Source organism: New Jersey aster yellows phytoplasma (genome assembly GCF_002554195.1).
GTDB lineage: Bacteria > Bacillota_I > Bacilli_A > Acholeplasmatales > Acholeplasmataceae > Phytoplasma.
In genome coordinates this window covers 19622-43579 of record NZ_MAPF01000054.1, presented here as the reverse complement: position 1 = coordinate 43579, position 23958 = coordinate 19622, and the positions used below count along the sequence as shown (strand labels likewise).

Below are 23958 nucleotides of genomic sequence, written 5' to 3'. Positions count from 1 at the left end.
GATGAGTGATAATAGATTATTTACTTCAGTAGAAACTTTAAATCTTTCGTCTCCAGTTTTAGAAAAATTAAAACTTTCTGGAATCAATACTTTGGAGGATTTTAACACTTTTACTTTAGAAGAGTTGAGGCTTTTACTGCAAGAAGCTTTTTTAGAGGTTTTGCCTATCCTCAAAAACTTTGCCTTACCTCGCAATTTACAAAATCTAGATTTGAGTGAGGCTGTTATTAACATCCTTACTGAACTAGGAATGGAAGATTTTCAAGATCTTTTGCAAACTAAAATGGCTGTCCTTACAAAATCATTTGAAACCAATCCCCTTGCTTTTCAAAAACTAAACGACCTATTTAAGTTATATAATCATTTTCCTTCTATTTCATCTGATAAAGAATACGGTAGTAGAGATTATGATTATTTTAAAATCCGTTTAGCTGCTCCTGAAGAAATCAGACAGTGGTCTTATGGTGAGGTTACCAGCTACGAAACAATTAACTATCGGACCTATAAACCAGAGATATCAGGATTATTTTGTCAAAAGATTTTTGGCCCAGTAGTTGATTTCCAATGTGCTTGTTCTAAAAAACAAGTCAGTATCAAAAGTCAATTTTGTAACAAATGTGGAGTTGAATTTACCGAAACCAAAGTGCGTCGTGAAAGAATGGGGCACATTGAATTACAAACTCCAATCGTTCACACTTGGTACCTTAATTCTTCTCCCAGCCGTTTAGCTATTCTTTTAAATATCAAAACTAAACAATTAGAAGAAATAGTTTATTATGTTTCTTACGTTGTAATTGATCCTGGAAAAACTGAATTCAAACCTAAAGAAATTATTACAGAAACCCAATACAGTGAAGCTCTTTATGAATTTGGAAACACTTTTGTAGCTTTAACAGGTGCCGAAGCGGTTAAAAAATTACTAGAAAATCTCAACTTAGAAAAAACTATCAAAGTCCTTCGCAAATCTTTATCGGAAAATTCCAAACAAAAAAGAGAAAGCATCATTAAAAGACTAGAAATCATCGAATCTTTTCATCAATCAGACAACAAACCTGAATGGATGGTAATGGATGTTATTCCTGTATTGCCTCCAGGATTAAGACCGATGGTTCCTTTAGATGGTGGTCGTTTTGCCACTACTGAAGTTAACGATCTTTACCGCCGTATCCTTAATCGCAACAATCGTTTAAAAAAACAAATGCTCCAAAAAGCTCCTCGTTTAATCATTAAAAACGAAAAAAGAATGCTACAAGAAGCAGTTGATGCTTTGTTTGATAATACCAAAACTAGCAAAAAAACGTTAACAATGTCGAAAAAAACCGTCCACTTAAATCTTTATCCGAAATGCTACGTGGCAAACAAGGGCGTTTCCGTCAAAATCTTTTAGGCAAAAGAGTTGATTATTCGGGACGCTCCGTAATTATTGTAGGTCCTGATTTAGAAATGCACCAATGCGGCGTGCCTCGTGAAATGGCAATTATTTTGTTCAAACCTTTCATTTTGAAAAAATTACAAGAAACCAAAGGTATCGATAAAAAAAACGCTAACACCATTTATGAAAAAATGAATGAAGAGGTTTGGAACGCCTTAGAAGAAGTAGTCAAAGAACACCCAGTTCTTTTAAACCGCGCCCCAACGCTACACCGTTTAGGAATTCAAGCTTTTGATCCTAAATTAATTGACGGCAAAGCCATTCGCTTACATCCTTTAGTTACGCCTGCCTTTAATGCCGATTTCGATGGCGACCAGATGGCAATTTATGTTCCTCTTTCTTTAGAAGCGCAGGCTGAAGCACGCTTATTGATGCTTGTTTCGAACAATATTTTAGACCCTAAAAATGGTAATCCAGTAGTAACTCCTTCACAAGATATGGTTTTAGGGAATTACTATTTAACGATTGAAGAAAAAAAGATCGTACTATAAACAGTTATGATTCTGCCCAAAGAACTGCAGAACACCAATTCAAACATCGTAATGAAGGAACCTTTTTTGCTGATATCAACGAAGCCAAAACTGCTTATCAAAATAAAGAAATCCATCTTCATACAAGAATTTTTATCAAACCACAAACAATTAATTTATCATTTACCGAAGAACAACGTCAAAAATATTTAATGACTACTTTAGGAAAATTAATTTTTAATGACATTTTGCCTCCAAGCTTCCCCTACATTAATGAACCAACCCAGTTTAATTTGGATGTTAAAACCCCTGATGCTTATTTTTTACCCCCAGGAACCAACCCCAAACAATTCTTAAAAAACTTCCCACCCCAAACCTTTCAACAAAAAATTCCTATCTATGATTATTGCATGTTTTTTCAAACAAATGAAAATTACAGAAACTTCTAAAATGCTAGATCATATCAAAAACTTAGGTTTCAAGTATTCCACCATTGCAGGAATTACAGTTTCATTTGCAGACATCAATACTTACTCCAATAAACAAGAATTGTTACAAGAAGTAGAAACCCGCAATATTCAAATTGAGACTTGGCATAAAGATGGTTTTTTAACAGATGCCGAACGTCGTCGTTTAGTAATTAACGAATGGAAAACTATTCGTGATGAAATTCAAGAAGGTTTGATGAAAGAATTCAAACAAGACAACCACATTTTTATGATGAGCGAAAGTGGAGCGCGTGGTAGTGTTTCTAACTTTACTCAATTAGCAGGGATGAGAGGATTAATGAATAACCCTAAAGGTGAAATTATTGAAGTCCCTGTTAAAGCTTCTTTCCGAGAAGGTCTGAAAGTTTCTGAGTTTTTTATCTCTACTCACGGCGCCCGTAAAGGTTCAACTGATACTGCCCTCAAAACAGCTGAGTCAGGTTATCTAACACGTCGTTTAGTTGACGTAACTCAAGATATTGTCGTTATTAAAGAAGACTGTAATAGTGACCGCGGGTTTATTGTGGAAGCTATGATGAGTGATGGCAAAGAAATTGTATCTCTCAAAAAACGCATTATGGGACGCTTTGCTAGTTGCGACATTTGTCACCCCAAAACCAACACCCTTATTGTAGCGCGTAATGAATTAATTATCGAGTCTAAAGCACAAGAAATTATTACTGCCAAAATTAAAAAAGTTCCTATTAGAAGTATTTTAACTTGTAATTGTGAATATGGTATTTGTGCCAAAGACTATGGCGTAAATCTAGCTACTAACAAATTAGTAGAAATTGGCGAAGCTGTTGGTGTTATTGCTGCTCAATCCATCGGTGAACCAGGAACTCAATTAACTATGAGAACTTTCCATACTGGTGGAGTTGCTTCTGCCTCAGATATTACTCAAGGTCTTCCAAGGATCGAAGAATTATTTGAAGTACGCAAACCTAAAGGAAAAGCGCTAATTAGTGAATTAAAAGGAAAAATCAAAAAAATTGATAAAATCCGTTCCCAAAATCCAGAAATTGTAATTACAGAAGAAAATGACCCTGACACAGAACACCGTTATATTTTGGAACCTAATGTTGATATTTTAGTAAGCAAAAACAACATTGTTTATCCTGGTCAAAAACTAACTTCTGGTTCGGTTGATCTAAAAGAACTTTTAAGAGTGGCAGGAACAACAGAGGTTCAAAAATACATCTTAGAAGAAGTACAAAAAGTTTATCGCGCCCAAAATGTTTATATCAGCGACAAACATATCGAAATTATTATTCACCAAATGTTTAAACAAATTTTAATTATTGATGAAGGTGATACTCATCTTTTACCTGGCACAGAAATTACTATTAATAAATTTAAAAAAGCTAATTTAAAAATGTTAGAAGAAAAAAACGTTTAGCGGTGGGACGCCCTATTATTTTAGGAATTACGCGTTCTTCTTTAAGAAGTGATTCTTTACTTTCAGCTGCATCTTTTCAAGAAACTACCAAAATTCTAATCGATGCTGCCATCAAAGGGAAAACTGACCATCTTTACGGACTTAAAGAAAATGTTATTATTGGTGGCTTAATTCCTGCAGGAACAGGAATTTTAGAAACTACTTTATTTAAATATCCAAAAGAACCTGCAACCACTTCTGAGCTTACTAAAAAAACCAACCAAAATTAAAAAAAGAAAGGAAATAAAAAATGTCTACTGTTTCTCAATTAATCAAAAAACGTCGTAGCAGTAAAACTTCCAAAACTAAAGCACCTGCATTAAGTTACGGTTTTAATGTTTTGCAAAAAAATAAACATTACAGTTCTCCTCAAAAAATGGGAGTTTGTCTCCGTGTAACTACTATGACCCCAAAAAAACCTAACTCAGCTTTACGTAAATTTGCAAGAGTACGTCTAAGTAACGGTTCTGAAGTAACTGCCTATATTCCAGGCGTGGGACACTCATTACAAGAACATAGCTCTGTTTTAGTTCGCGGTGGACGCGTAAAAGATCTTCCTGGTGTGCGTTATCATATCGTTCGTGGTGCTCTAGATGCTACTGGTGTTGCTAACCGCAAACAGGGTCGTTCTAAGTACGGCTCTAAATTACCTAAAGAAAAAAATAATTACAATTAAAAAGAATAAATCAAAAATACCCAAAAAAATAAATAAAATAAAGAAAGTAGGTGAATTTTTGTGTCCCGCAAAGGTCATATTAAAAAAAGAGATGTACAGCCAGATCCTATTTACAATTCTAAATTAGTTACTAAAACCATTAACACAATTATGGAAGATGGCAAAAAAGGCAAAGCTCAAACTATTTTTTATCAAGCTTTAAAACAAGTCAAAACAATTACTAACCGCGATCCTATTGAAGTTTTTCATGAAGCCCTAAACAACATTATGCCTGTTCTGGAAGTACGCACGCGTCGTGTGGGTGGTCAAAATTACCAAGTGCCTTCCGAAGTTCGTCCCGAAAGACGCCATTCTTTAGGATTAAGATGGCTTGTTAAATACACTAAAGAACGCAACGAAAAAACAATGGAAGAAAGACTTGCCAAAGAAATAGTAGACGCTTCTTTAGGTAACGGAGTATCAGTTAAAAAAAGAGAAGAAACGCATCGCATGGCAGAAGCTAATAAAGCCTTTGCTCATTATCGTTGGTGATTGCAACTTATAGGAGAATAAAAAAGATGGCACGTCAGTTTTCATTAGAAAAAACTCGTAATATTGGCATTATTGCTCATATTGATGCAGGGAAAACCACCACTACAGAAAGAATTTTGTTCCACACCGGAAAAATTCATAAAATCGGAGAAACCCATGATGGCGCCTCTCAGATGGATTGGATGGAACAAGAACAAGAAAGAGGAATCACTATTACCTCTGCTGCTACTACTGCTTTTTGGAAAAACCACCGTATCAATATTATTGACACTCCCGGACATGTTGATTTTACGGTGGAAGTTTCGCGCTCTCTTAGAGTTTTGGATGGCGCAGTAACAGTTATTGATGCTCAAGCAGGAGTAGAACCACAAACTGAAACTGTTTGGCGTCAAGCTAGTGAATATAAAGTTCCAAGAGTTATTTTTGTTAACAAAATGGATAAAGTAGGCGCTGATTTTGCTTATGCAATTGAAACTCTTAAACAACGCTTAGGAGTTCATGCAAGCGCTATTCAATGGCCAATTGGATCAGAAAATGACTTTAATGGAATCATTGATCTAGTAGAAATGAATGCTTTTGAATATGATAACACTTCCCAAGAAACAGGAAAAGTTGTTTCTATTCCTAGCGATTTAGAATCAATTACCCAAACTAAAAGAAAAGAATTAATAGAAACTTTATCTACCCTAGACGAAGAATTAATGATTTATTATTTAGAAGAAAAACCAATATCTTCTGAAATGTTGAAAAATTCCATTAGAAAAGCAACCTTACAAGCTTCCTTTTTCCCAGTTCTTTGTGGTTCTTCTTTCAAAAATAAGGGTGTTGTTAAAATGTTAGACGCTGTTGTTGACTACCTTCCTGCTCCTTGTGATGTTGCAGCTATTGTTGGATTTGATTCTGACAACCAAGAAATTGTGCGCACCGGATTAGATGAAGAACCTTTCACAGCTTTAGCTTTTAAAGTGATGACTGATCCTTATGTAGGAAAATTAACCTTTTTCCGTATCTATTCAGGTTCAGTTAAAGCTGGCTCTTACGTAACTAATACCACTAAAGGAACCAAAGAACGTTTTGGACGCTTATTACAAATGCATGCTAATTCTCGTGAAGAAGTAAAAGAAGCCTACACAGGCGATATTTTAGCAGTTGTAGGATTAAAAGCAACTACTACAGGAGACACTTTAGCATCAGAAGGACAAACCATCATCTTAGAATCAATGAATTTCCCAGAACCAGTAATTGAAATTGCAGTAGAACCAAAAACTAAAGCTGATCAAGATAAAATGGGAATTGCCCTTGCAAAATTAGCTGAAGAAGACCCTACATTTAAGGTTTTTTCCAATCATGAAACCGGGCAAACTATTATTGCTGGGATGGGTGAACTTCATTTAGATATCATTATTGAACGCCTTAAAAGAGAATTCAAAGTGCAAGCAAATGTTACAGAACCTCAAGTAGCATACCGCGAAACAATCACCCAAGAAACCGAGACAGAAGGAAAATTCATTCGTCAATCAGGTGGTCGCGGACAATACGGACACGTGTGGATGCGTTTTGAACCAAATCCAGGAAAAGGTTTTGAATTCGTTAATAAAATTGTAGGTGGTGTGGTTCCTCGTGAATACGTTCCTGCAGTTCAAAAAGGAATTCAAGAAGCTCTTGCTGGTGGTATTTTAGCTGGATATCAAATTATTGATGTTAAAGCAACTTTATTTGATGGTTCTTACCATGATGTCGATTCTTCCGAAATAGCTTTTAAAATTGCTGCTTCCATGGCATTAAAAGAAACCAAAACTAAAGGTAACCCAGTTATTTTAGAACCTATTATGGACGTGGAAGTAGTTACTCCCAATGATTATGTAGGAAATGTTATTGGCGATTTAACTTCTAGAAGAGGTAGATTAGAAAACCAAGAATCACGCACCAACGCTGTTGCTATTAGAGCGTTTGTGCCCCTTTCTGAAATGTTTGGATATGCTACTGTTTTGCGATCCAATACCCAAGGAAGAGCTACTTTTATTATGCAATTTGCTAAATATGAAAAAGCTCCTAAAAGTATTACTGAAGAAATTATTAAAAAACGCGCTTAGACAACCTTTAAACCAAAAAAACATTTTTTTTACAAAATAGTTGTGAAAAGCCAAAAAATAAGTTAAAATTTAAATGGTAAATATTATTTATTAAAACAAACCTTAAAACATAATAAAAAGGAGGCCTTTGAAAAATGGCTAATGAAAAATTTATACGAAATAAAACACATTTAAATGTGGGTACTATTGGACATGTAGACCACGGCAAAACTACTCTTACAGCAGCTATTACCCAAGTTTTGTCTGCTCGTGGCTTGGCTAAAAGTAGAGCTTATGACCAAATTGATAATGCTCCTGAAGAAAGAGAACGTGGAATTACTATTAAAACTTCACATGTAGAATATGAAACAGAAAAACGTCATTATGCTCATGTTGACTGTCCTGGACACGCCGATTATGTTAAAAACATGATTACTGGAGCTGCTCAAATGGATGCTGCTATTTTAGTTGTTTCTGGTGCAGATAGTGTTATGCCTCAAACTAGAGAACACATTTTATTAGCACGCCAAGTTGGTGTTCCAAAAATTGTTGTTTTCTTAAATAAATGTGATCTTTCCCCAGACGAACAAATTTTAGAATTAGTAGAAATGGAAGTTCGCGAATTATTATCTCAATACGATTTCCCAGGAGATGACATCCCTGTCATTAGAGGATCTGCATTAAAAGCTTTAGAAGGTGATGCTCATTACGTTGCTCAAGTAAATAAATTAATCGAAACTCTAGACACCTACATTGAAGACCCAGTGCGTGAAGTTGACAAACCTTTCTTAATGCCTGTAGAAGATGTTTTCACTATTACTGGTAGAGGAACTGTTGTTACTGGTAGAGTAGAAAGAGGCCAAGTAAAAGCTGGTGATGAAGTAGAAATCGTAGGACTTAAAGAAACTAGAAAAACTATTGTAACTGCAGTAGAAATGTTTAAAAAAGATCTAGAATTTGCTCAAGCAGGTGACAACGTTGGAGCTTTATTACGCGGAATTAACCGTGAAGATGTACAACGTGGACAAGTTTTAGCTAAACCAGGTTCTGTCAAACCTCATTCTAAATTTATTGCTCAAGTTTATGTTTTAACTAAAGAAGAAGGAGGACGTCACACTGCCTTTTTCTCTCAATACCGTCCTCAATTCTATTTCCGTACTACAGATATTACAGGAGTAGTTGAATTACAAGGTGATGTAAAAATGGTAATGCCAGGAGACAACGCTGAATTAGTAGTTACCCTGAACAACCCAATTGCCATAGAAGAAGGAACTAAATTTTCTATTCGTGAAGGTGGAAAAACAGTTGGTGCAGGATCAGTTTCCAAACTTCTTAACTAAAAATTCACTATACTGAAACCTTATTAATAAATAAAAACCCACATAATGTGGGTTTTTTATCTTTTTTTGTATTTCCCCCTTTTTTATCCTAATGATGTGATATTTTTTAAACATTCATAAAAAAATTAGTTATGCGCCAAAAAAAACGCTATTTATTATTAAATTTCGCAACACCAACAAAAAACACACTATTTTTTTCAATAAAAAAGCAAAATACCTTCCAATTAATTTTAAAAAAAGGTAAAATATATATGTGCTTGTTTATTAAGCAATTTAAAAAAGATGAAAATATTTTTTTAAATAATAAGAATAATAAAATAAATTTAATTTTTAATAATAAATAAAATTTAAAAAGGTGGTTTAAATGGAATCCAATAAAGTAAATAATTCGTTTACCCAAATTAAAAATAACTTTCTTTCTTTATTTGAAAAAAATACTTATAACAACATTGCTACTCGTAAAGGAATTTCTTTAAAAACAATTTTGCTTTTATGTGTTACAGCAATCACTTCAATGTTTTTTTATCCAATTCTAAAACCTGTGATATTAAAAAAACTAAATATTCATACAATTTATTTTTCCATGATTACGCTAGGATTTTTAAATTATGGTATTTATTTTGCAGGGTTAAAAAAAGTTGAAATTTCTAAGGCTTGTGGATTAATTTATTCTTTTATAGAAGGAATAATCTTATCAATTTTTTTTGTTTTTCTAAATTTAGTTTATGCCAATTTAGTTGAAATTGCCTTTATGGCTATTTTTGCAACCTTTATCCTTTTTGTTGCGATGTCCCAAGCTTATTATAAGGGATTTATAAAAGTAACAAATAGATTTAGACAAATTATGTTATATTGCTCTTTTGCTTTGATAGTTTCTTATATAGTTCGTTTAGTGTTGTCTTTATGTGGCATTTGGACAATTGAAAATATTATTTACAATAGCTTTTTAACCTTCCCTATTAGTTTAATTATGTTAGGATTTGTGTCTATGTTTTTGGCATTTCATTTTGATTACGCCGAACAAATGATTAAACAAGGAATGCCTAAAAAATATGAATGGCAAGTTTCTTTGGCTTTTGCAACAATTTTAATTGAAATTTTTTTAAGAATAATGTTAATTTTGTTAAGGTTATTTGGCCAAGAAAGAAAATAAAAAAGATCACGAATATTCGTGATCTTTTTTTATTATATTACCTTTTTTTATTCGGTTTGGAATAATAAATTAGTTCTTGTTCCTAATTGCATTGGTAATTCAAATACTTTTGCGCTAACTAATTTAACTTTCATCTGCTTAATTATCTTTTTGCTAGCTTCTAATTCTTGTTGAAAGTTTTTGCCTTTCATAGCAATAAAATAACCCCTTTTTTTACTAAAGGAACACACCATTTTAAGATAATTTCTAATCTAGCCAAAGCGCGAGCAACAACAAAATCATAACTTCCATTTTTGGCTATGTCATGTTGTTCTACTCTTTTGTGAAAAAAACATACATTATCTAATTCCAAATGGCTTGCTAATTGTTTCAAGAAATTGATTTTTTTTAAAGATGATTCTATGATTATAATTTTTAAATGAGGATAAAGAATTTTTAAAGGAAAGCTAGGAAAGCCAGCTCCCGAGCCAACATCACAAAGATTAGTTACATTATTAAAGTCAAATATTTCTTTTAAAATTAAAGAATCATAAAAATGTTTATAGCAAACATCAGATAAAGATATCAGGGAAGTAAGGTTCATTTTTTGGTTTTCTTTTTTTAAAAATTCATAGTAAAAAACAAACTTGTTTAATTGCTTTTTGTTGAGTTTAAATTTGTCTTTTAATGATTCAAAGTAAAGCATGATGTTTTTCCAAATAAACTAATAAAATCGAAATATCAACTTGATTGACTCCTAATATTCTTGTGGCTTGTCCTAAAGTTTGGGGTTTAATTAAATCAAGTTTTTCTTTAGCTTCTTTTGATAAATTTTTAATATCTGCGTAATTTATTTTGCTAGGAATTTTTTTTGTTCTAATCTTGCTAATTTTTGAGCTTCTTTTTGGGCTTTAGCAATATAACCTTCGTACTTAATTTGTATTTCTACTTGTTCATAAATGGTTTTATCTGCTTTTTCTTGTAAAAAATGTTGTAAAGTGCAAAAATTTAATTCTGGTCTTTTTATTAGTTGCGCTAATGTGGTTTTTTCTCCGAGACTAGCTGAGTTTTGTTGTTTTAAATAAGATAGATTATCTGAATTGACTAAAATTTCATAATTTTTACTTTTTTCCAATAAAAGGTTGATTTTGGCTTTTTTGTTTTGAAAACTGTTATAATCTTTTTTATCAATTAAACCTAGTTGATATCCGTAATCTTTGAGGCGTAAATCGGCGTTGTCGTGTCTTAATAACAAACGAAATTCCGCGCGTGATGTCAAAAGACGGTAAGGTTCTTTTGCACCCTTAGTAATCAAATCATCGATCAAAACACCAATATAGGCTTCGTTTCTTTTTAACACAAAAGGAGGTTTATTTTGGAGTTTTAAAGATGCATTAATTCCTGCCATAAGCCCTTGACAAGCAGCTTCTTCATAGCCGCTGGTGCCGTTCATTTGGCCTGCTAAAAAGAGATTTTGTATTTTTTTAGTCTCTAAACTGTGTTTGAGTTGGTTGGGATTAAAAGCATCGTATTCGATAGCATAAGCATATTTAGTGATTTTGGCGTTTTGTAATCCTGGAATAGTTTTAAGGATTTCATGTTGAACGTGTTGAGGCATGCTGGTGGAAAGTCCTTGTAGATACATTTCATTCAAATATAGACTTTCTGGTTCAATAAAAATTTGATGACTGTTTTTATCGCAAAATCTTACTACTTTATCTTCAATAGAAGGGCAATAACGAGGCCCTATGCCTTCAACATAACCGCCATACATAGCCGATTGGTTTAAATGTTTTCGGATAACTTGGTGGGTGGTTTGGTTGGTGTGAGTTAAAAAACAAGGTTCTTGTGGTCTTTTGGTTGTTTGGGGCGTTAAAAAACCAAATGTTTGTTCTAAATTGTCTCCCATTTGTATTTTGGTTTGACTATAATCAATGCTGTTTTTTTAACTCTTGGTGGGGTTCCTGTTTTTAAACGAATGACTTCGAAGCCTATTTCTTTTAATTGAGTGCTGATACCGTAAGTTGTAGGAACACCATTAGGTCCTGAGGCTTTTTTGGTATCTCCAATTAAAATTTGGCTGGCTAAATAAGTTCCTGTAGTGATAATGACAGTTTTGGCATTAATTTTTCTTCCGTCAATAAGACAGACTCCTTGAACTTGGTTTTTTTGGATAATTAGGTTGTTTACTAGTCCTTCCAATAAAGTTAAATTGGGAGTGTTTTGCAATATTTCTAAAATAATTTGAGGATACTCTAATTTATCAATTTGTGCTCTTAAAGCTCTTACTGCAGGACCTTTTGAAGAGTTAAGCATTTTGATCTGAATTTGTGCAAGATCTGTAGCTTTTGCCATGATACCGCCTAAAGCATCTATTTCACGCACTACAACACCTTTGGCAGGACCTCCGATAGAAGGATTGCAAGGTAAGGAAGCAACTTGTTTTAAGGAGCCTGTAATGAGTAAAGTATTATGTTTTTTTGCCAATATTAAAGCAGATTCAATACCTGCATGTCCTGCTCCAATAACAATGCTATCGTAGATCATTTGATTACCTTTCTTGATTGTTTTTTTTTTTTAGGTTTTATAATCATTTATTTATCATTTGTTTAATTTAATTCATTTATTTTATCTATTGTGTTGTCTTTGCTTCCGGTATTGTCTTCATTGGGGTTTTGATCGGATTTGGGTTCAACAAAAGTAGGATTGAATTGTTTTTGTTTTCTTTTAATGATTCGTAAAGCTCTTTTCCTAATTTTTGTTTGATTTTTTCTAATGTTTCTTGTAATTTTTGATCTCTAAAGATGTGTAATTTTTTTTGTTGTTTTTTCATCCAATAATTCATAGAAAAACAAGAAGATATTAATACAAAAAAAGCAGGAACCCTTACCCAACCTGAAAAATGTCCGTTAAGTAAAAAAACATTTAATAAAATAGGTAATAAAACTGCCACAAATAATAATTTTATTGTTTTGATTAAAGTAGCTTCTTTTTGGAAAATCTGCCATATAAAATCTAACCACATATCGTTTATATCTTTTTGATAAAAAGCTCCAAATTTTTTGTAATATTTTCTTTCAACCAAAAGTCGGCATACTCCTTTATCAACTGTCCAAACAGCAAATTGGCGTGATTGAAAAAGAGTACTATAATATTTGCTTTGATCTAAATAATAAAATTCTACTTTGATTTCTTTTCCTCTTAATGTTGTTTCTTGGTTTAAAAATGGTTTTCCTTGTAAAGAGTTGTAAATATTAGTTAATAATTTAAAATCTTTTTCTTTTTGAAAAAATGAAAAATTCATATGCTTGTTTCTTTTCCTTTGTTTTTTTTAATTTTATGCATTGAATTATTGTTTTGAAAATTGCTTTTTTGGGGTCTTTATAAAAAATAACCTTTTCAAACCCTATCTTCCACACAATAAAAATAACTTATGGCTGCTTCAATCAAGACCTGACCAAATTCGTATCTTATTGTTGAATGATAAGGTTTGAAAAGGTTACCTTAGTTTTGTTTGATAAAAATACTTGTCTTTCGTTAATTATTTTTTTGATTGAAAACATTTTAAAAAACTTTTGTATTTTTTTATTTTAATTTAGAAATTAAAAATCAACATTATTATTATATACTTTTTTTCTGTGTTTGTGCAAACTTTTTTATTTAATAGATATTTAAATGACTTTGGATCGTTTTTTCTTTTATAATTTAAATAAATAAACTATTTTCACTACTTTAATTGTTTTTTTGTCAAAAACAATGATTTTATAGTATAATATTTGTTGTATGTTTGTTTGAGTAGCTCAGTTGGATAGAGCAACGGCCTTCTAAGCCGTCGGTCGGGGGTTCGAATCCCTTCTCAAACGCCAGTTTTTATCTTTTATTTTTTGTATCATTTCCCTTAATTTAGTAATTTTTAGCACTTAGATATTTATATTTATTTTTAATATTTATTTCTTATCCACAAACATTTTCAAACATTTTTATTTTATTTATGTTATTTGTTTTTCTAAATAAGAAATAAATATTAAAAATATTTAAAAAACAAATCTCAATAATGATCCTTTTTTTATTTTTGTTTTGTTTTTTTATTTTTTATATCAACTTTAACGCACTCAAAAACTAAAAGACACTAAAAAAGAAAAAAAGAAAAAGGAATAACAAAATAAATGTCTCAAGATCAAATTATTATTTTATTAATCTTAATTTTATCCGTTATTTTGATTCTTATTTTGGGTGGTGCAACTTTCATTATTTATTTTTTTGTTGCCAAACCGAAAAAAACGCAAGTCAATATCAAAGATTTTTTTAAACAAGCTTTTTTAGAGTCAGAATCTAGGGTTATTTGTCGTTTGGATGACAAAATTAACAATTTAAATCATCAAAGTCAAGACATTTTAACTAAAGAAATTAAAGATACTCGTCAACATTTAACAAGTAATCTGGAAAATTCTTTAAAAGTTTTAAGAGAACAAAATGCAAGTGGTTTTCAAGAAGTGCAAAATATTCATAAATTATTGTGTCAAAACGATAAAACAGGACAAGCCGGAGAATTTTTGTTGGCACGCATTTTGGAAAATATTTCTCATTTTAAAGATAAATTAGTTTTTGAAAAACAATATTTAATGAAAAAAACAAACAATAACGGTAACCGTCTTAAAGTTGATGTGATGTGTAAGGGATATGGTAAATTTATTCAAATTCCTATTGATTCGAAGTTCCCAACCACAGACTTTCTATCCTATATTAACGCTACTTTCAACCAAATAGAATTAAAGAATCGTTTTTTATTTCACGTTAAAGAAAGAATTAAAGAAGTTCAAAAATACGTCAGCAAAGAAGACAACTGCCCTTATGCCATTATGTTTATTCCTTCTGAAAGTATTTTTGCCCAAATTAATTGCGATCCTGAAATAATATCATATGCTTTTAAACACAATGTTATCATTACGAGCCCTTCTATTTTGCTTGCTATTCTTAATTCAGTTGATTATTATTTTCAAATTTTTGAAAGTGTTCAAAACAACGAAGAAAAACTTGAATGCATTGAAAATGTGCTACAAGCGATGAAAAATTTTGACAAAGTCTTTATTTGTGATTTGAAAGCTGCTTTGGAAAAAGTTCTCAAAGTAATTGAAGATATTCAAAAAAAAGAAAAAACCTTAGACCAACGTTATCAAAAATTGTTAGAAGTTCGCAAAAAAGAAAATAAAAATTCCAAAAATAACACCAAAAACGAAAAGATAGATTTTTAAATCATTTTTAACCACTTTTTAACATTATTTTGCAAATATTTTTTTGATTTATTATATAATATCTACGGATACTAATTTTTTTTTAGGATCTTATATATTTTATTAATTAAATTATTAAAATTATTTATATTTTTCAAATTAAAATTCAAAAAATTATGCATTCAAATTTGTATTATTTATTATTATTCTTTATTTGAATTTTTTGCATAATTTTTATTAAACAATCAAAGGATATCATTTTATTATTAAATTTACTTCCAAGCAAATCATTATTACTAGCGTTTTTATTTTGATATTACTTGCCATTCCTATTATTATATTTTTTTCTTTAGAAGAAGAAACGCCTCAAGGATCATCTTCTGATGAAACACAAAACCCAAACTCAGCCCCTTCTATTTTAGAAAAAAAACTTGGAAAGATTTATTTATTGAAAAATCAGGAGAAATAGCTGAAAAAGTTATTAATTCTCCGAAAGTATCTAAATCAATAGAATCTTTTTCTGATAAATTATCAAGCGCTTTTAGCAAAAGCTTTACGGAAACTAAAAAAAATTACCAAAAAAAGTTTGATTATTAATTACATTAAAAAATTCAAATATTTTTCTAATATATAATAATTCAATATTTTTTATTACAAAAGCTAACCTTTTTAAGGTTAGCTTTTAAGTTTTTTTATTTTTACCACTATTCATCACTAAACCATTGATTTTTTTCATGGTTTTTGATGAATTTTTTTGCAAAACCAAACTTTATTATTTTTTTTAAAACTCCAATTTATACATTTTTATTTTTTTCATTTAGTGATGAAATTTTGTACTGAAAAAAATTAAAAAAAATAATAAAACTTTCAACCCACCCCATTCAAAATTAATTATAAATTAATTATCAATATTTAAAAAACCAAACTTATTTATCGTTTTAATGATAAAATTGCATCAAAACATCTATTTTCACTATTTTTTTGTTTTGTATTAAAAATCATTAAACTAAATTCAAAAAGAAAAAGAGGCAAAACAATTATTTTATATTTGTTAACCTCCTGAAAAGAAAGGTATCAAGGATATGAAAGATGCTTCTTGGCGAGACCATTGTACAATGGGTTGTTCTCTTTTTTTCTTGGCTTTAATTTGTGGATCAATTATCGGCTATTTTTTGTATTCTTTTTTTAATCAAAAGAAATTAGAAGAAAAAAACAAGCATTTGATAACAAACTAAAAGAAAAAGAAAAAGATTTGCAAAAACGCGAACAAGAAATGATGCGTAATGCCAAAATAGAAATAGCTTCTTTAAGACAAAAATTAGAACTGGATTTAGAACAAAGAACTAATACAATTGTTGATTTAGAATCCAAAAATAATCGTCGTGAAGAATTGCTTAACAATAGAACTGAGAGTCTAAATAAAAGAGAAGAACATTTAGATTCTGAAAAACAAATAATTAGCCACACTAAAAAAAACCTAGAACAACAAATCAAAGAACAAGAAACAATTTTAAACACCCAAAAACAACAATTAGAAAAAATAGCTTCCTTAACACAAGATCAAGCCAGACAAATCATAATGAAAGAAACAAGAGACCAAACCACTTATGAAATGATGTCATATATTAAACAAGAAGAAGAAAAAGCCAAAAGCGAAGCATCCAAAAAAGCCAAAACTCTTTTAGTTTTAGCCATGCAAAAATATTCTGGTGATATTACAGGAGAAAAAAATATTAGCGTTGTCAACATTCCTAACGAAGATATGAAAGGACGGATTATTGGACGCCAAGGCAGAAATATTAAGTCTTTGGAAGTTTTAACTGGAGTAGACTTAATTATTGATGAGTCGCCTTGCACCGTTATTTTAAGTAGTTTTGACCCCATTAGAAGAGAAATTGCCAAAAAAACTTTAGAATTTTTGGTCTCTGATGGACGAATTCACCCTTCTCGCATCGAAAAAGCCTTAGAAACTTCAACCATAGAAGTAGACAATTTTATTAAAGAAATGGGCGAAGAAGCTACTTTTATTACTAAAATAGGCGAAGTTCACCCTGACTTAATTAAAATTTTGGGAAAACTGCACTTCCGCATTAGTTACAGTCAAAATGTTTTAAAACACTCTTTGGAAGTAGCTTTTTTAGCTGGTAAACTTGCCTCTGAAATTGGCGAAAATGAAATTCTTGCAAGAAGAGCAGGGCTTTTTCATGACATCGGTAAAGCTCTAGACCACGAAATGGAAGGAAGCCACGTAGAAATTGGTGTTTCTATTGCTTCCAAATACAAAGAAAAAAAGAAGTTATCGATGCTATTGCTTCTCATCACGAAGATCAAGAACCCCAATCAATTATCGCTGCTTTAGTTGCAATAGCAGACACTTTATCTTCCGCTAGACCAGGAGCCAGAAAAGAATCAGTAGAAAACTACATTCAAAGACTAACCAAATTAGAAACTATTGCCAATTCAACAAAAGGAGTTGCCAAATCTTATGCTATTCAAGCTGGCCGCGAAATTCGTGTTATCGTTGAACCAGACAAAATCGCAGACAATTTTATTTTCCAAACTGCCCGCACCATTAAAGAACAAATTGAAAAAGAAATTATTTACAATGGTGTTATCAAAGTTACTGTTTTAAGAGAAACCAGAGCTGTGGAAATGGCTAAATTATAATCCACCAAAGGAGATAATTAATTCATGAAAATAATGTTTATTGGAGATATTTACGGAAACCCAGGAATTAGTTATTTTGCCGAAAAAGTGGGTTTTTTAAAAGAAATTTATAAACCTAATCTCATTATTGCTAATGCTGAAAACGCTGATAATGGTAAAGGTTTAAGTTTTAAAATTTATAAAAAATTACAAAAATTAGGTGTTGATTTGATGACTATGGGAAACCATGTTTGGAAAAATAAACAAATCAAAAATTTTATTGACAAATCAAATGTAATTCGTCCCATCAATGACACTCAACAATTAGGACAAGGTTATAAAATTATTGATTGCGAAGATAAAAAAATTTTAGTTATGAATGCTTTAGGGCGTGTTTTTATTAACCCCAAATTGTATTGCCCTTTCAAAACTATTGATAATGTTTTGGAACAGAATAAAGCTAAATATGATTTTTCTTTTTTGGATTTTCACGCCGAAGCTACTAGTGAAAAAATTGCTTTAACTCATTATTTTGATGGTAGAATTGATGCTATTGTAGGCACTCATACCCACGTCCAAACTAATGATGAACGCCTTTTCCCTCACAACACTCTTTATATTTCTGATGCAGGAATGACAGGAGCCAAAGATGGTGTTATTGGTAAAGAAAAACAACCTATAATTGAATCTTTTTTAGGGAATCGCGTTGTTTCAAGGCCTAATGCCGAAGGAAAAAGACAATTAAACGGTTTACTTGTCACTCTTAAACCTAATAAAACTATTGAAAAAATTAATTTATCAGAATGAAATAAAATTTGTTTTATTAAAACTAAGCGATAAAGAATCAAAATTATTTTCTGTATTTCTTTAAACTTTTTTTGTTTTTCAACACTTTGCATTTTTTTATTTTATTCTGGTTTTTTAATTATTTAATAACCCCCCCTAAAAACACTTCTACCCTTATAAAGGAAAATTATGAAAAAAGTAATCGCTATTACAGGTCCTACTGCTTCAGGAAAAACAAGCCTTTCTATTAAAATAGCTAAAAAATTTAATTTAGAAATAATTAATTGCGATTCTCTTCAAATGTATCAAAAATACGATATTGGAACTGCCAAAATAACTATCGAAGAAGCCCAAGGAATTAAACATCATCTTTTAGATTTTCTTACCCCTGGAACAAATTATAATATTTATTATTTTCAAAAAGATGCACGCAAAAAAATCGAAGAAATGCCCCTTCCTTTATTTGTGGGCGGTAGCGGGCTTTATCTTAAATCAGTTCTTTTTGATTATGAATTAACTCCTAAATCTTTGTTTTTGCCACCTATTTCTTTGACTGCAATAGAAAATATGGTTGATTTTATTAAAAAAAAAGATCCTCAATTAATTGCGAACCTAGATTTGAAAAATCCTCGTCGCATCCTAAGCGCTTATCAAGATTTACTTTCAGGCACTTTAAGATCACAAAAAAATAAAAAACACAATCCTCTATATTCTTCTCTAATTTTTTATCTTGATATTGATAGACAAATTTTAAAAAAAGAGTTATTTTAAGATTGGAACAAATGTTAAAAAAAGGTTTTATAGAAGAAGTTAACCAAATTCAAACTTTTTTTCCAAACGCCAATTTTAATATTATTGGTTATCGCGAAATTAAAGTTTTGTTAGAAGGAAAAATAACTTTAGACCAAGCCAAAACCTTAATTATTCAAAAAACTATGCAATATGCCAAACGCCAAAAAACTTGGTTTAAAAATCAAATTAAGCCCATGATTCTAGACGCCTTATCCCCTGATTTAGAAAAAACCACTATTGGCCTTATTAATAATTTTTTAAAAACCGATTAATTAATTAAACCAACAAAAAACAATTCCAAAAAATAAGAAAGTAATTAGAAATATGATTAATACAAACGATTTTAAAACTGGAAAAACTATTAAATTCAACAACCAAATTTATCAAATTCTAGAATTTTTACATGTTAAACCTGGTAAAGGTTCTGCATTTGTAAGAACCAAATTAAGAAACCTAAGAACAGGTAGTGTCATTGACTACACTTTTAACGCCGGTATCAAAGTGCAACCTGCCTTAATTACTAAAATTAAGATGCAATTGATTTATGTTTTGGAAGATAATTATATCTTTATGAATACTCAAAATTACGAACAATTAGAAATTAACAAATATCAATTAAAAGATTTTCTTAAATATCTTTATGAAGGACTTTTAGTAGATATTATTTTTTATGAAAATGATGAAATTGTAGGCATCAGTTTACCTGAAAAAATTTCTATTAAAGTAGCTTACACCGAACCTGGAGCCAAAGGAGATACCAAAACTAATTCTTTAAAAGATGCCACTTTAGAAACAGGTTTAGTAATTAAAGTTCCTCTTTTTATCAATATTGGAGAAAAAATTATTATCAATACTGAAACAGGACTTTATTTATCAAGAGACAACAATAAATAAAAAACCTTATTTTTTTGCATTTTTAAACTGCTTTTTTGTTTTATCAACAACATTTGAACCCTTTTCTTATATTTTTTATAAATTATGTTTTTTAATTTCTTTGTTTGTTATATAATTATAGGTAGTTCATGCCTTCTACATTTTGCCTTTATATAGTGTTTTATGTTTGAATCCATTTATAAAAATTATAAAAAAAATGAAAAAAGGATAATGATAGTGTGTCTTTTTGGGAAAAATTTTTCAACATAACAAAACAATTTGCTTTTTTTAACACTTTCTTTATTGGCATTCTTTCTGGTGTTATTTTAAGCTCTTTTACTTATTGTCTTCTTTCTTTGCGTAGTGTGAAAAAAACTTTATCAGCTCATAGACTAGAAAAAACAGATGTTAGTCAACAAGAAATAATTAAATTAATTGAAGCTAAGAAAAAAGATTTCAAAGTTAAAATTAAAAAGGATAAAGGAAATTTTGGGATTTTTTTGATAACTTCTATCCGAGAATTAATTTTAGAAATCTCAAGCCAATTTTATCCCAGCTCCAAATATCCCTATTTGGAACTTACCATTGATGAAAGTCTTATTTTGATGTTTTACATAAATCAAAGAGTTGACAAAGTATTCCAAAACAAAATTTTGAGAATGTTTCGCAAAATGACTTTAAAAAGAATCTTTGTAATTAGAGAAATGGTTGTTAAAAAAAACATGATTCAAAAGTATCAAAAAGTTGCCAAAGTAACTAATACTTTTAATAATATCAGAAATTTTTTAAATCCTTTTCATTGGTTTAAAAAAATAATTTTTGACAAACCCTTAGAACTAATTTATCATCAAATAGGAGTTTCTTTGATTGCAATTACAGGCGAAGAAGTTTATAAAATTTACAGTAAAAAGATTTTTGAAACTGAAGAAGACCTTGAAAAAGATCTACAAAAAGTTTTTGATACTATTTATAAATTAAACTCAGATCAAAGTGCAAAAGAGTAATTTACTTAACAAAAGAAATAGGTTTAACAATGAAAACATTTAATTGGTTTCCTGGTCATATGAAAAAAACTTTTGACCAAATTAAAAATAATTTATCTTTGGTTGATATTGTTTTAGTAATTTTGGATGCAAGAATTCCTCTGTCAAGTCTCAATTCTCAAATTTTTTCTTTAATTAACCAACGCCAAAAACCAATCCTTATTTTGCTAAATAAATTTTCTTTAACTGATCCTTGCAAAATCAATAATTTTATCGCTAATTATAACAAAAAACAAATTCCTGTTTTAACAATTGATGCTATTAAATCCCCTAAAATTCAAGAAATATATCAAAAAGCTTTAACAACAATCAAAGCCAAGAACTCCCTTTTTAAATCTAGAAGAATAGCAACCCAAACTCCTAACATTAAAGCTATGATTGTAGGAACTCCCAATGTTGGGAAATCAACTTTAATTAACAGCTTTGCACAAAAAAAGTTTTAAAAACAGCTAATTTAGCAGGCACTACCAAACGCATTCAATGGATTGATATTGCTAAACCCAATATCCAGTTTTTGGATACTCCAGGAGTTTTATGGCACAATTTTTCTGATCCTCGCATAAGTTTGGCATTAGCGCTTGCAGGCTGTTTTAAAGATTCCATTTTTCCTTTAGAAAAATTAGGCATTCACGCACTTTGCTATCTTACAAAACATTATGGCAGCAATTTACAAAAACGCTTCAATTTAAACCAAAATGACTTATCAAACACTAATTTAGTTGATATTATCGGACAAAAAAGAAATATTTGTAATAAAAATCAAAAAGTTGATCAATCTAGAGTTTATCAAATGTTATTGCAAGAAATAAGGCAAGGTAACTTAGGAAAATTAAATTTTGACTTAGATGTTTTATCCCTCTTTGAAAAACTTTTATAAAAAACCAACAAACTACCAAACCAAAAAATAGAAACGAAAAACAATTAATTACCAAACCAAACATATCTTTATTATTGAGAGGGAGCCCAAAAAATGAAATCAAAAGTTATTATAGTAGAATCTCCTACTAAAACCAAAACTTTAAGCCGTTTTTTAAATGATGATTTTTTAATTTTATCTTCCAAAGGTCATATTAGAGATTTGTCGCTAAAAGGCAAAGACAGAATGGGAATTGACATCGAAAAAGGCTTTATTCCTAAATACAGCATTATTAAAGAAAAAGATAACATTGTAGAAACTCTTATCCAAAAAACTAAAGGCAAAGAGGTTCTATTAGCAACCGATCCTGACCGCGAGGGAGAAGCAATTGCTTGGCATTTATCACAAATTCTTAATTTAGATTCCCAAAAAACCAATAGAATTGTTTTTCGAGAAATTACCAAAGAAGCAGTCTTAAAAGCTTTGCAACAACCTCGCAAAATTAATGAACTATTAGTTTTTTCACAAGAAACTCGTAGAATGTTAGATCGCATCATTGGTTTTAAACTGTCGCGTTTGGTAAGAAGACTTAAATCGCAATCAGCAGGAAGGGTGCAATCAGTTGCCCTTAAATTAATTGTTGATTTAGAAGAAAAAATAAAAGCTTTTGTCCCTGAAGAATACTATATTATTACTGCTTTTTTTAAAGATTTTCAAGCGGAATACCAAAATCCTTACAAAGGAAAAATCAAAGCCCAAGAAGCTTTTACAATTGTCCAACAAATCAAAGACAAATCTTTTTTAGTTAAAGAATTAAAACAACAAGAAACCAAAAAATTCCCTAAACCGCCCTTTATTACATCTACACTTCAACAAGAAGCCATTAAAAGTCTAAATATGACTTCTAATCAAGTTATGAGAGTTGCTCAAAAACTTTATGAAGGAGTTGATATTTTAGGCGAATCTAAAGGGTTAATTACTTATATGAGAACAGATTCGCAAAGACTTGCAGACATTTTTGTTAAAGATGCTCAAAAATTAATTAAAAAGCAATATGGTGAAGAATATTTAGGTACTTACAAAAATTCTAAAACACCCCAGTCGCAAGATGCTCATGAAGCTATAAGACCTACTGATTTATCTAAAACGCCCGAAAGTTTAGCCCCTCATCTTGATAAATACGAAAATAAACTTTATAAACTTATTTATCAAAGAACTTTGGCTTCTTTAATGACGCCTGCTATATTTCAAAAAACTCAAGTTTTTTTTGAAGTTGCAAACCATCTTTTTTTAACTGAAAGTTTGATAAAAACTTTTGATGGCTATCAAAAACTTTTGCAAGATGGTGACAAAGATAAAATTATTCCTTCTTTTAAATCAAATGAAACTTACTTGCCTCAAGAAATCCAAAATTTACAAAAATTTACTAATCCTCCATCACGCTTTTCTGAAGCCACTTTGATTAAAACTTTAGAAAAACTAAATATCGGAAGACCTTCTACTTATTCTCAAATCATTTTTACTCTCAAAAAAAGAATCTATGTTGATTTAGTAGAAAAACGTTTTGTTCCTACAGAACAAGGAATTTTGACCACTAAAAACCTAGAATTGTTTTTTAAACAAATTATTGATGTCAAATATACTGCCAAAATGGAAGAAAATTTAGATAAAATCTCTTCAGGATTAGTCAATAAAAAAGAATTATTGCAAGAATTTTATGATGCTTTTAAGCAACTTTATCAAATAGCCGATCAAAAATTAGAAAAAACAAAAGATATCGAAACCGATCAAAAATGTAATTTATGCAACGCCCCTTTGCTCATTAAAAAAGGACGCTATGGTAATTTTTTAGGTTGCAGTCGTTTTCCTGAATGCAAAAATATTGTTTCTTTAAAAGAAAAAACAAGCTCTTTGGAAACAAATCCCGATATGAAAACCGATCAAAAATGTAATTTATGCAACGCCCCTTTGCTCATTAAAAAAGGACGCTATGGTAATTTTTTAGGTTGCAGTCGTTTTCCTGAATGCAAAAATATTGTTAAAATTCAAAAAAATTAAAGTTTTTTTCATTAAAAAATAAAAATTTATTTTACTATTTGCAATATTTTCAAGTCATTTATATAACAAAAAAAGACTATCAATTGATAGTCTT

12 protein-coding genes, 1 tRNA gene, 1 other RNA gene and 6 pseudogenes are annotated in these 23958 nt (G+C 30.3%); 16 read left to right on the top strand and 4 right to left on the bottom strand.

Translation table 11 applies throughout. The features are described 5' to 3' along the window. Position 1 precedes the first annotated feature (1 nt). From rpoC to BBA70_RS02350, 6 genes and pseudogenes are all read left to right on the top strand, one after another. Positions 2-4058: pseudogene (rpoC, locus tag BBA70_RS02375) on the top strand (DNA-directed RNA polymerase subunit beta'). A gap of 20 nt (positions 4059-4078) precedes the next feature. After that, entirely contained in the window at positions 4079-4504 is a 426-nt protein-coding gene (gene rpsL / locus BBA70_RS02370) for a 30S ribosomal protein S12 (protein WP_252861591.1), read from the top strand. Positions 4505-4564: 60 nt separating this feature from the next. Beyond that, positions 4565-5035: a 30S ribosomal protein S7 gene (gene rpsG / locus BBA70_RS02365; RefSeq protein WP_011412739.1), complete on the top strand. Its 471-nt coding sequence runs from the start codon at positions 4565-4567 to the stop codon at positions 5033-5035. A gap of 26 nt (positions 5036-5061) precedes the next feature. Beyond that, positions 5062-7128: an elongation factor G gene (fusA, locus tag BBA70_RS02360; protein ID WP_041639868.1), complete on the top strand. Its 2067-nt coding sequence runs from the start codon at positions 5062-5064 to the stop codon at positions 7126-7128. A gap of 134 nt (positions 7129-7262) precedes the next feature. Next, positions 7263-8447: an elongation factor Tu gene (gene tuf / locus BBA70_RS02355; protein ID WP_011412737.1), complete on the top strand. Its 1185-nt coding sequence runs from the start codon at positions 7263-7265 to the stop codon at positions 8445-8447. A 364-nt stretch (positions 8448-8811) separates the two neighbouring features. Then, positions 8812-9600 carry a Bax inhibitor-1/YccA family membrane protein gene (locus BBA70_RS02350; protein WP_011412736.1) on the top strand — a complete coding sequence of 263 codons (789 nt, stop codon included), beginning with the start codon at positions 8812-8814 and terminating at the stop codon, positions 9598-9600. A gap of 47 nt (positions 9601-9647) precedes the next feature. Here BBA70_RS02350 and rsmG read toward each other — a convergent pair. From rsmG to ffs, 4 genes and pseudogenes are all read right to left on the bottom strand, one after another. Further along, positions 9648-10285: pseudogene (gene rsmG / locus BBA70_RS02345) on the bottom strand (16S rRNA (guanine(527)-N(7))-methyltransferase RsmG). Then, positions 10272-12126 (bottom strand): annotated as a pseudogene (gene mnmG, locus BBA70_RS02340) (tRNA uridine-5-carboxymethylaminomethyl(34) synthesis enzyme MnmG). The pseudogenes rsmG and mnmG overlap by 14 nt, the downstream one beginning before the upstream one ends. A gap of 85 nt (positions 12127-12211) precedes the next feature. After that, positions 12212-12883 (bottom strand): hypothetical protein, encoded by a 672-nt coding sequence (locus BBA70_RS02335; RefSeq protein ID WP_252861590.1) that lies wholly within the window; start codon positions 12881-12883, stop codon positions 12212-12214. Between the two features lie 95 nt (positions 12884-12978). Next, an RNA gene (gene ffs, locus BBA70_RS02330) (signal recognition particle sRNA small type) lies at positions 12979-13070 on the bottom strand. A 298-nt stretch (positions 13071-13368) separates the two neighbouring features. Here ffs and BBA70_RS02325 point away from each other — a divergent pair. The 10 genes and pseudogenes from BBA70_RS02325 (at position 13369) to topA (ending at position 23864) form a co-directional block, all read left to right on the top strand. Further along, positions 13369-13445 (top strand) — tRNA-Arg (locus BBA70_RS02325). A 300-nt stretch (positions 13446-13745) separates the two neighbouring features. Beyond that, positions 13746-14831, top strand: a complete 1086-nt coding sequence (locus BBA70_RS02320; protein WP_011412731.1) for a DNA recombination protein RmuC — start codon at positions 13746-13748, stop codon at positions 14829-14831. A 1061-nt stretch (positions 14832-15892) separates the two neighbouring features. Next, a pseudogene (rny, locus tag BBA70_RS02310) lies at positions 15893-17477 on the top strand (ribonuclease Y). Positions 17478-17501: 24 nt separating this feature from the next. After that, positions 17502-18263, top strand: coding sequence for a TIGR00282 family metallophosphoesterase (locus BBA70_RS02305; RefSeq protein ID WP_011412728.1), 762 nt, complete (start codon positions 17502-17504; stop codon positions 18261-18263). A 168-nt stretch (positions 18264-18431) separates the two neighbouring features. Then, positions 18432-19306, top strand: a pseudogene (miaA, locus tag BBA70_RS02300) (tRNA (adenosine(37)-N6)-dimethylallyltransferase MiaA). Positions 19307-19358: 52 nt separating this feature from the next. Next, on the top strand, positions 19359-19928 hold the full coding sequence (efp, locus tag BBA70_RS02295) for an elongation factor P (RefSeq protein ID WP_011412726.1): 570 nt from the start codon (positions 19359-19361) through the stop codon (positions 19926-19928). Positions 19929-20146: 218 nt separating this feature from the next. After that, positions 20147-20911 (top strand): hypothetical protein, encoded by a 765-nt coding sequence (locus BBA70_RS02290; protein WP_011412725.1) that lies wholly within the window; start codon positions 20147-20149, stop codon positions 20909-20911. Between the two features lie 29 nt (positions 20912-20940). Beyond that, positions 20941-21428, top strand: a pseudogene (locus tag BBA70_RS02285) (GTPase); the annotation flags it as partial. 36 nt (positions 21429-21464) lie between these two features. Continuing rightward, entirely contained in the window at positions 21465-21827 is a 363-nt protein-coding gene (locus BBA70_RS02280; RefSeq protein WP_252861586.1) for a hypothetical protein, read from the top strand. Between the two features lie 93 nt (positions 21828-21920). Continuing rightward, positions 21921-23864: a type I DNA topoisomerase gene (topA, locus tag BBA70_RS02275; protein ID WP_011412723.1), complete on the top strand. Its 1944-nt coding sequence runs from the start codon at positions 21921-21923 to the stop codon at positions 23862-23864. The last annotated feature ends 94 nt before the right edge of the window (positions 23865-23958 follow it).

Bases quoted from the DNA above. Each gene is read 5' to 3' on its own strand.
- rpsL (WP_252861591.1), top strand. From the start codon at position 4,079: ATGTCTACTGTTTCTCAATTAATCAAAAAACGTCGTAGCAGTAAAACT.
- fusA (WP_041639868.1), top strand. From the start codon at position 5,062: ATGGCACGTCAGTTTTCATTAGAAAAAACTCGTAATATTGGCATTATT.
- tuf (WP_011412737.1), top strand. From the start codon at position 7,263: ATGGCTAATGAAAAATTTATACGAAATAAAACACATTTAAATGTGGGT.
- BBA70_RS02350 (WP_011412736.1), top strand. From the start codon at position 8,812: ATGGAATCCAATAAAGTAAATAATTCGTTTACCCAAATTAAAAATAAC.
- BBA70_RS02335 (WP_252861590.1), bottom strand. From the start codon at position 12,883: ATGAATTTTTCATTTTTTCAAAAAGAAAAAGATTTTAAATTATTAACT.
- BBA70_RS02320 (WP_011412731.1), top strand. From the start codon at position 13,746: ATGTCTCAAGATCAAATTATTATTTTATTAATCTTAATTTTATCCGTT.
- BBA70_RS02305 (WP_011412728.1), top strand. From the start codon at position 17,502: ATGAAAATAATGTTTATTGGAGATATTTACGGAAACCCAGGAATTAGT.
- efp (WP_011412726.1), top strand. From the start codon at position 19,359: ATGATTAATACAAACGATTTTAAAACTGGAAAAACTATTAAATTCAAC.
- topA (WP_011412723.1), top strand. From the start codon at position 21,921: ATGAAATCAAAAGTTATTATAGTAGAATCTCCTACTAAAACCAAAACT.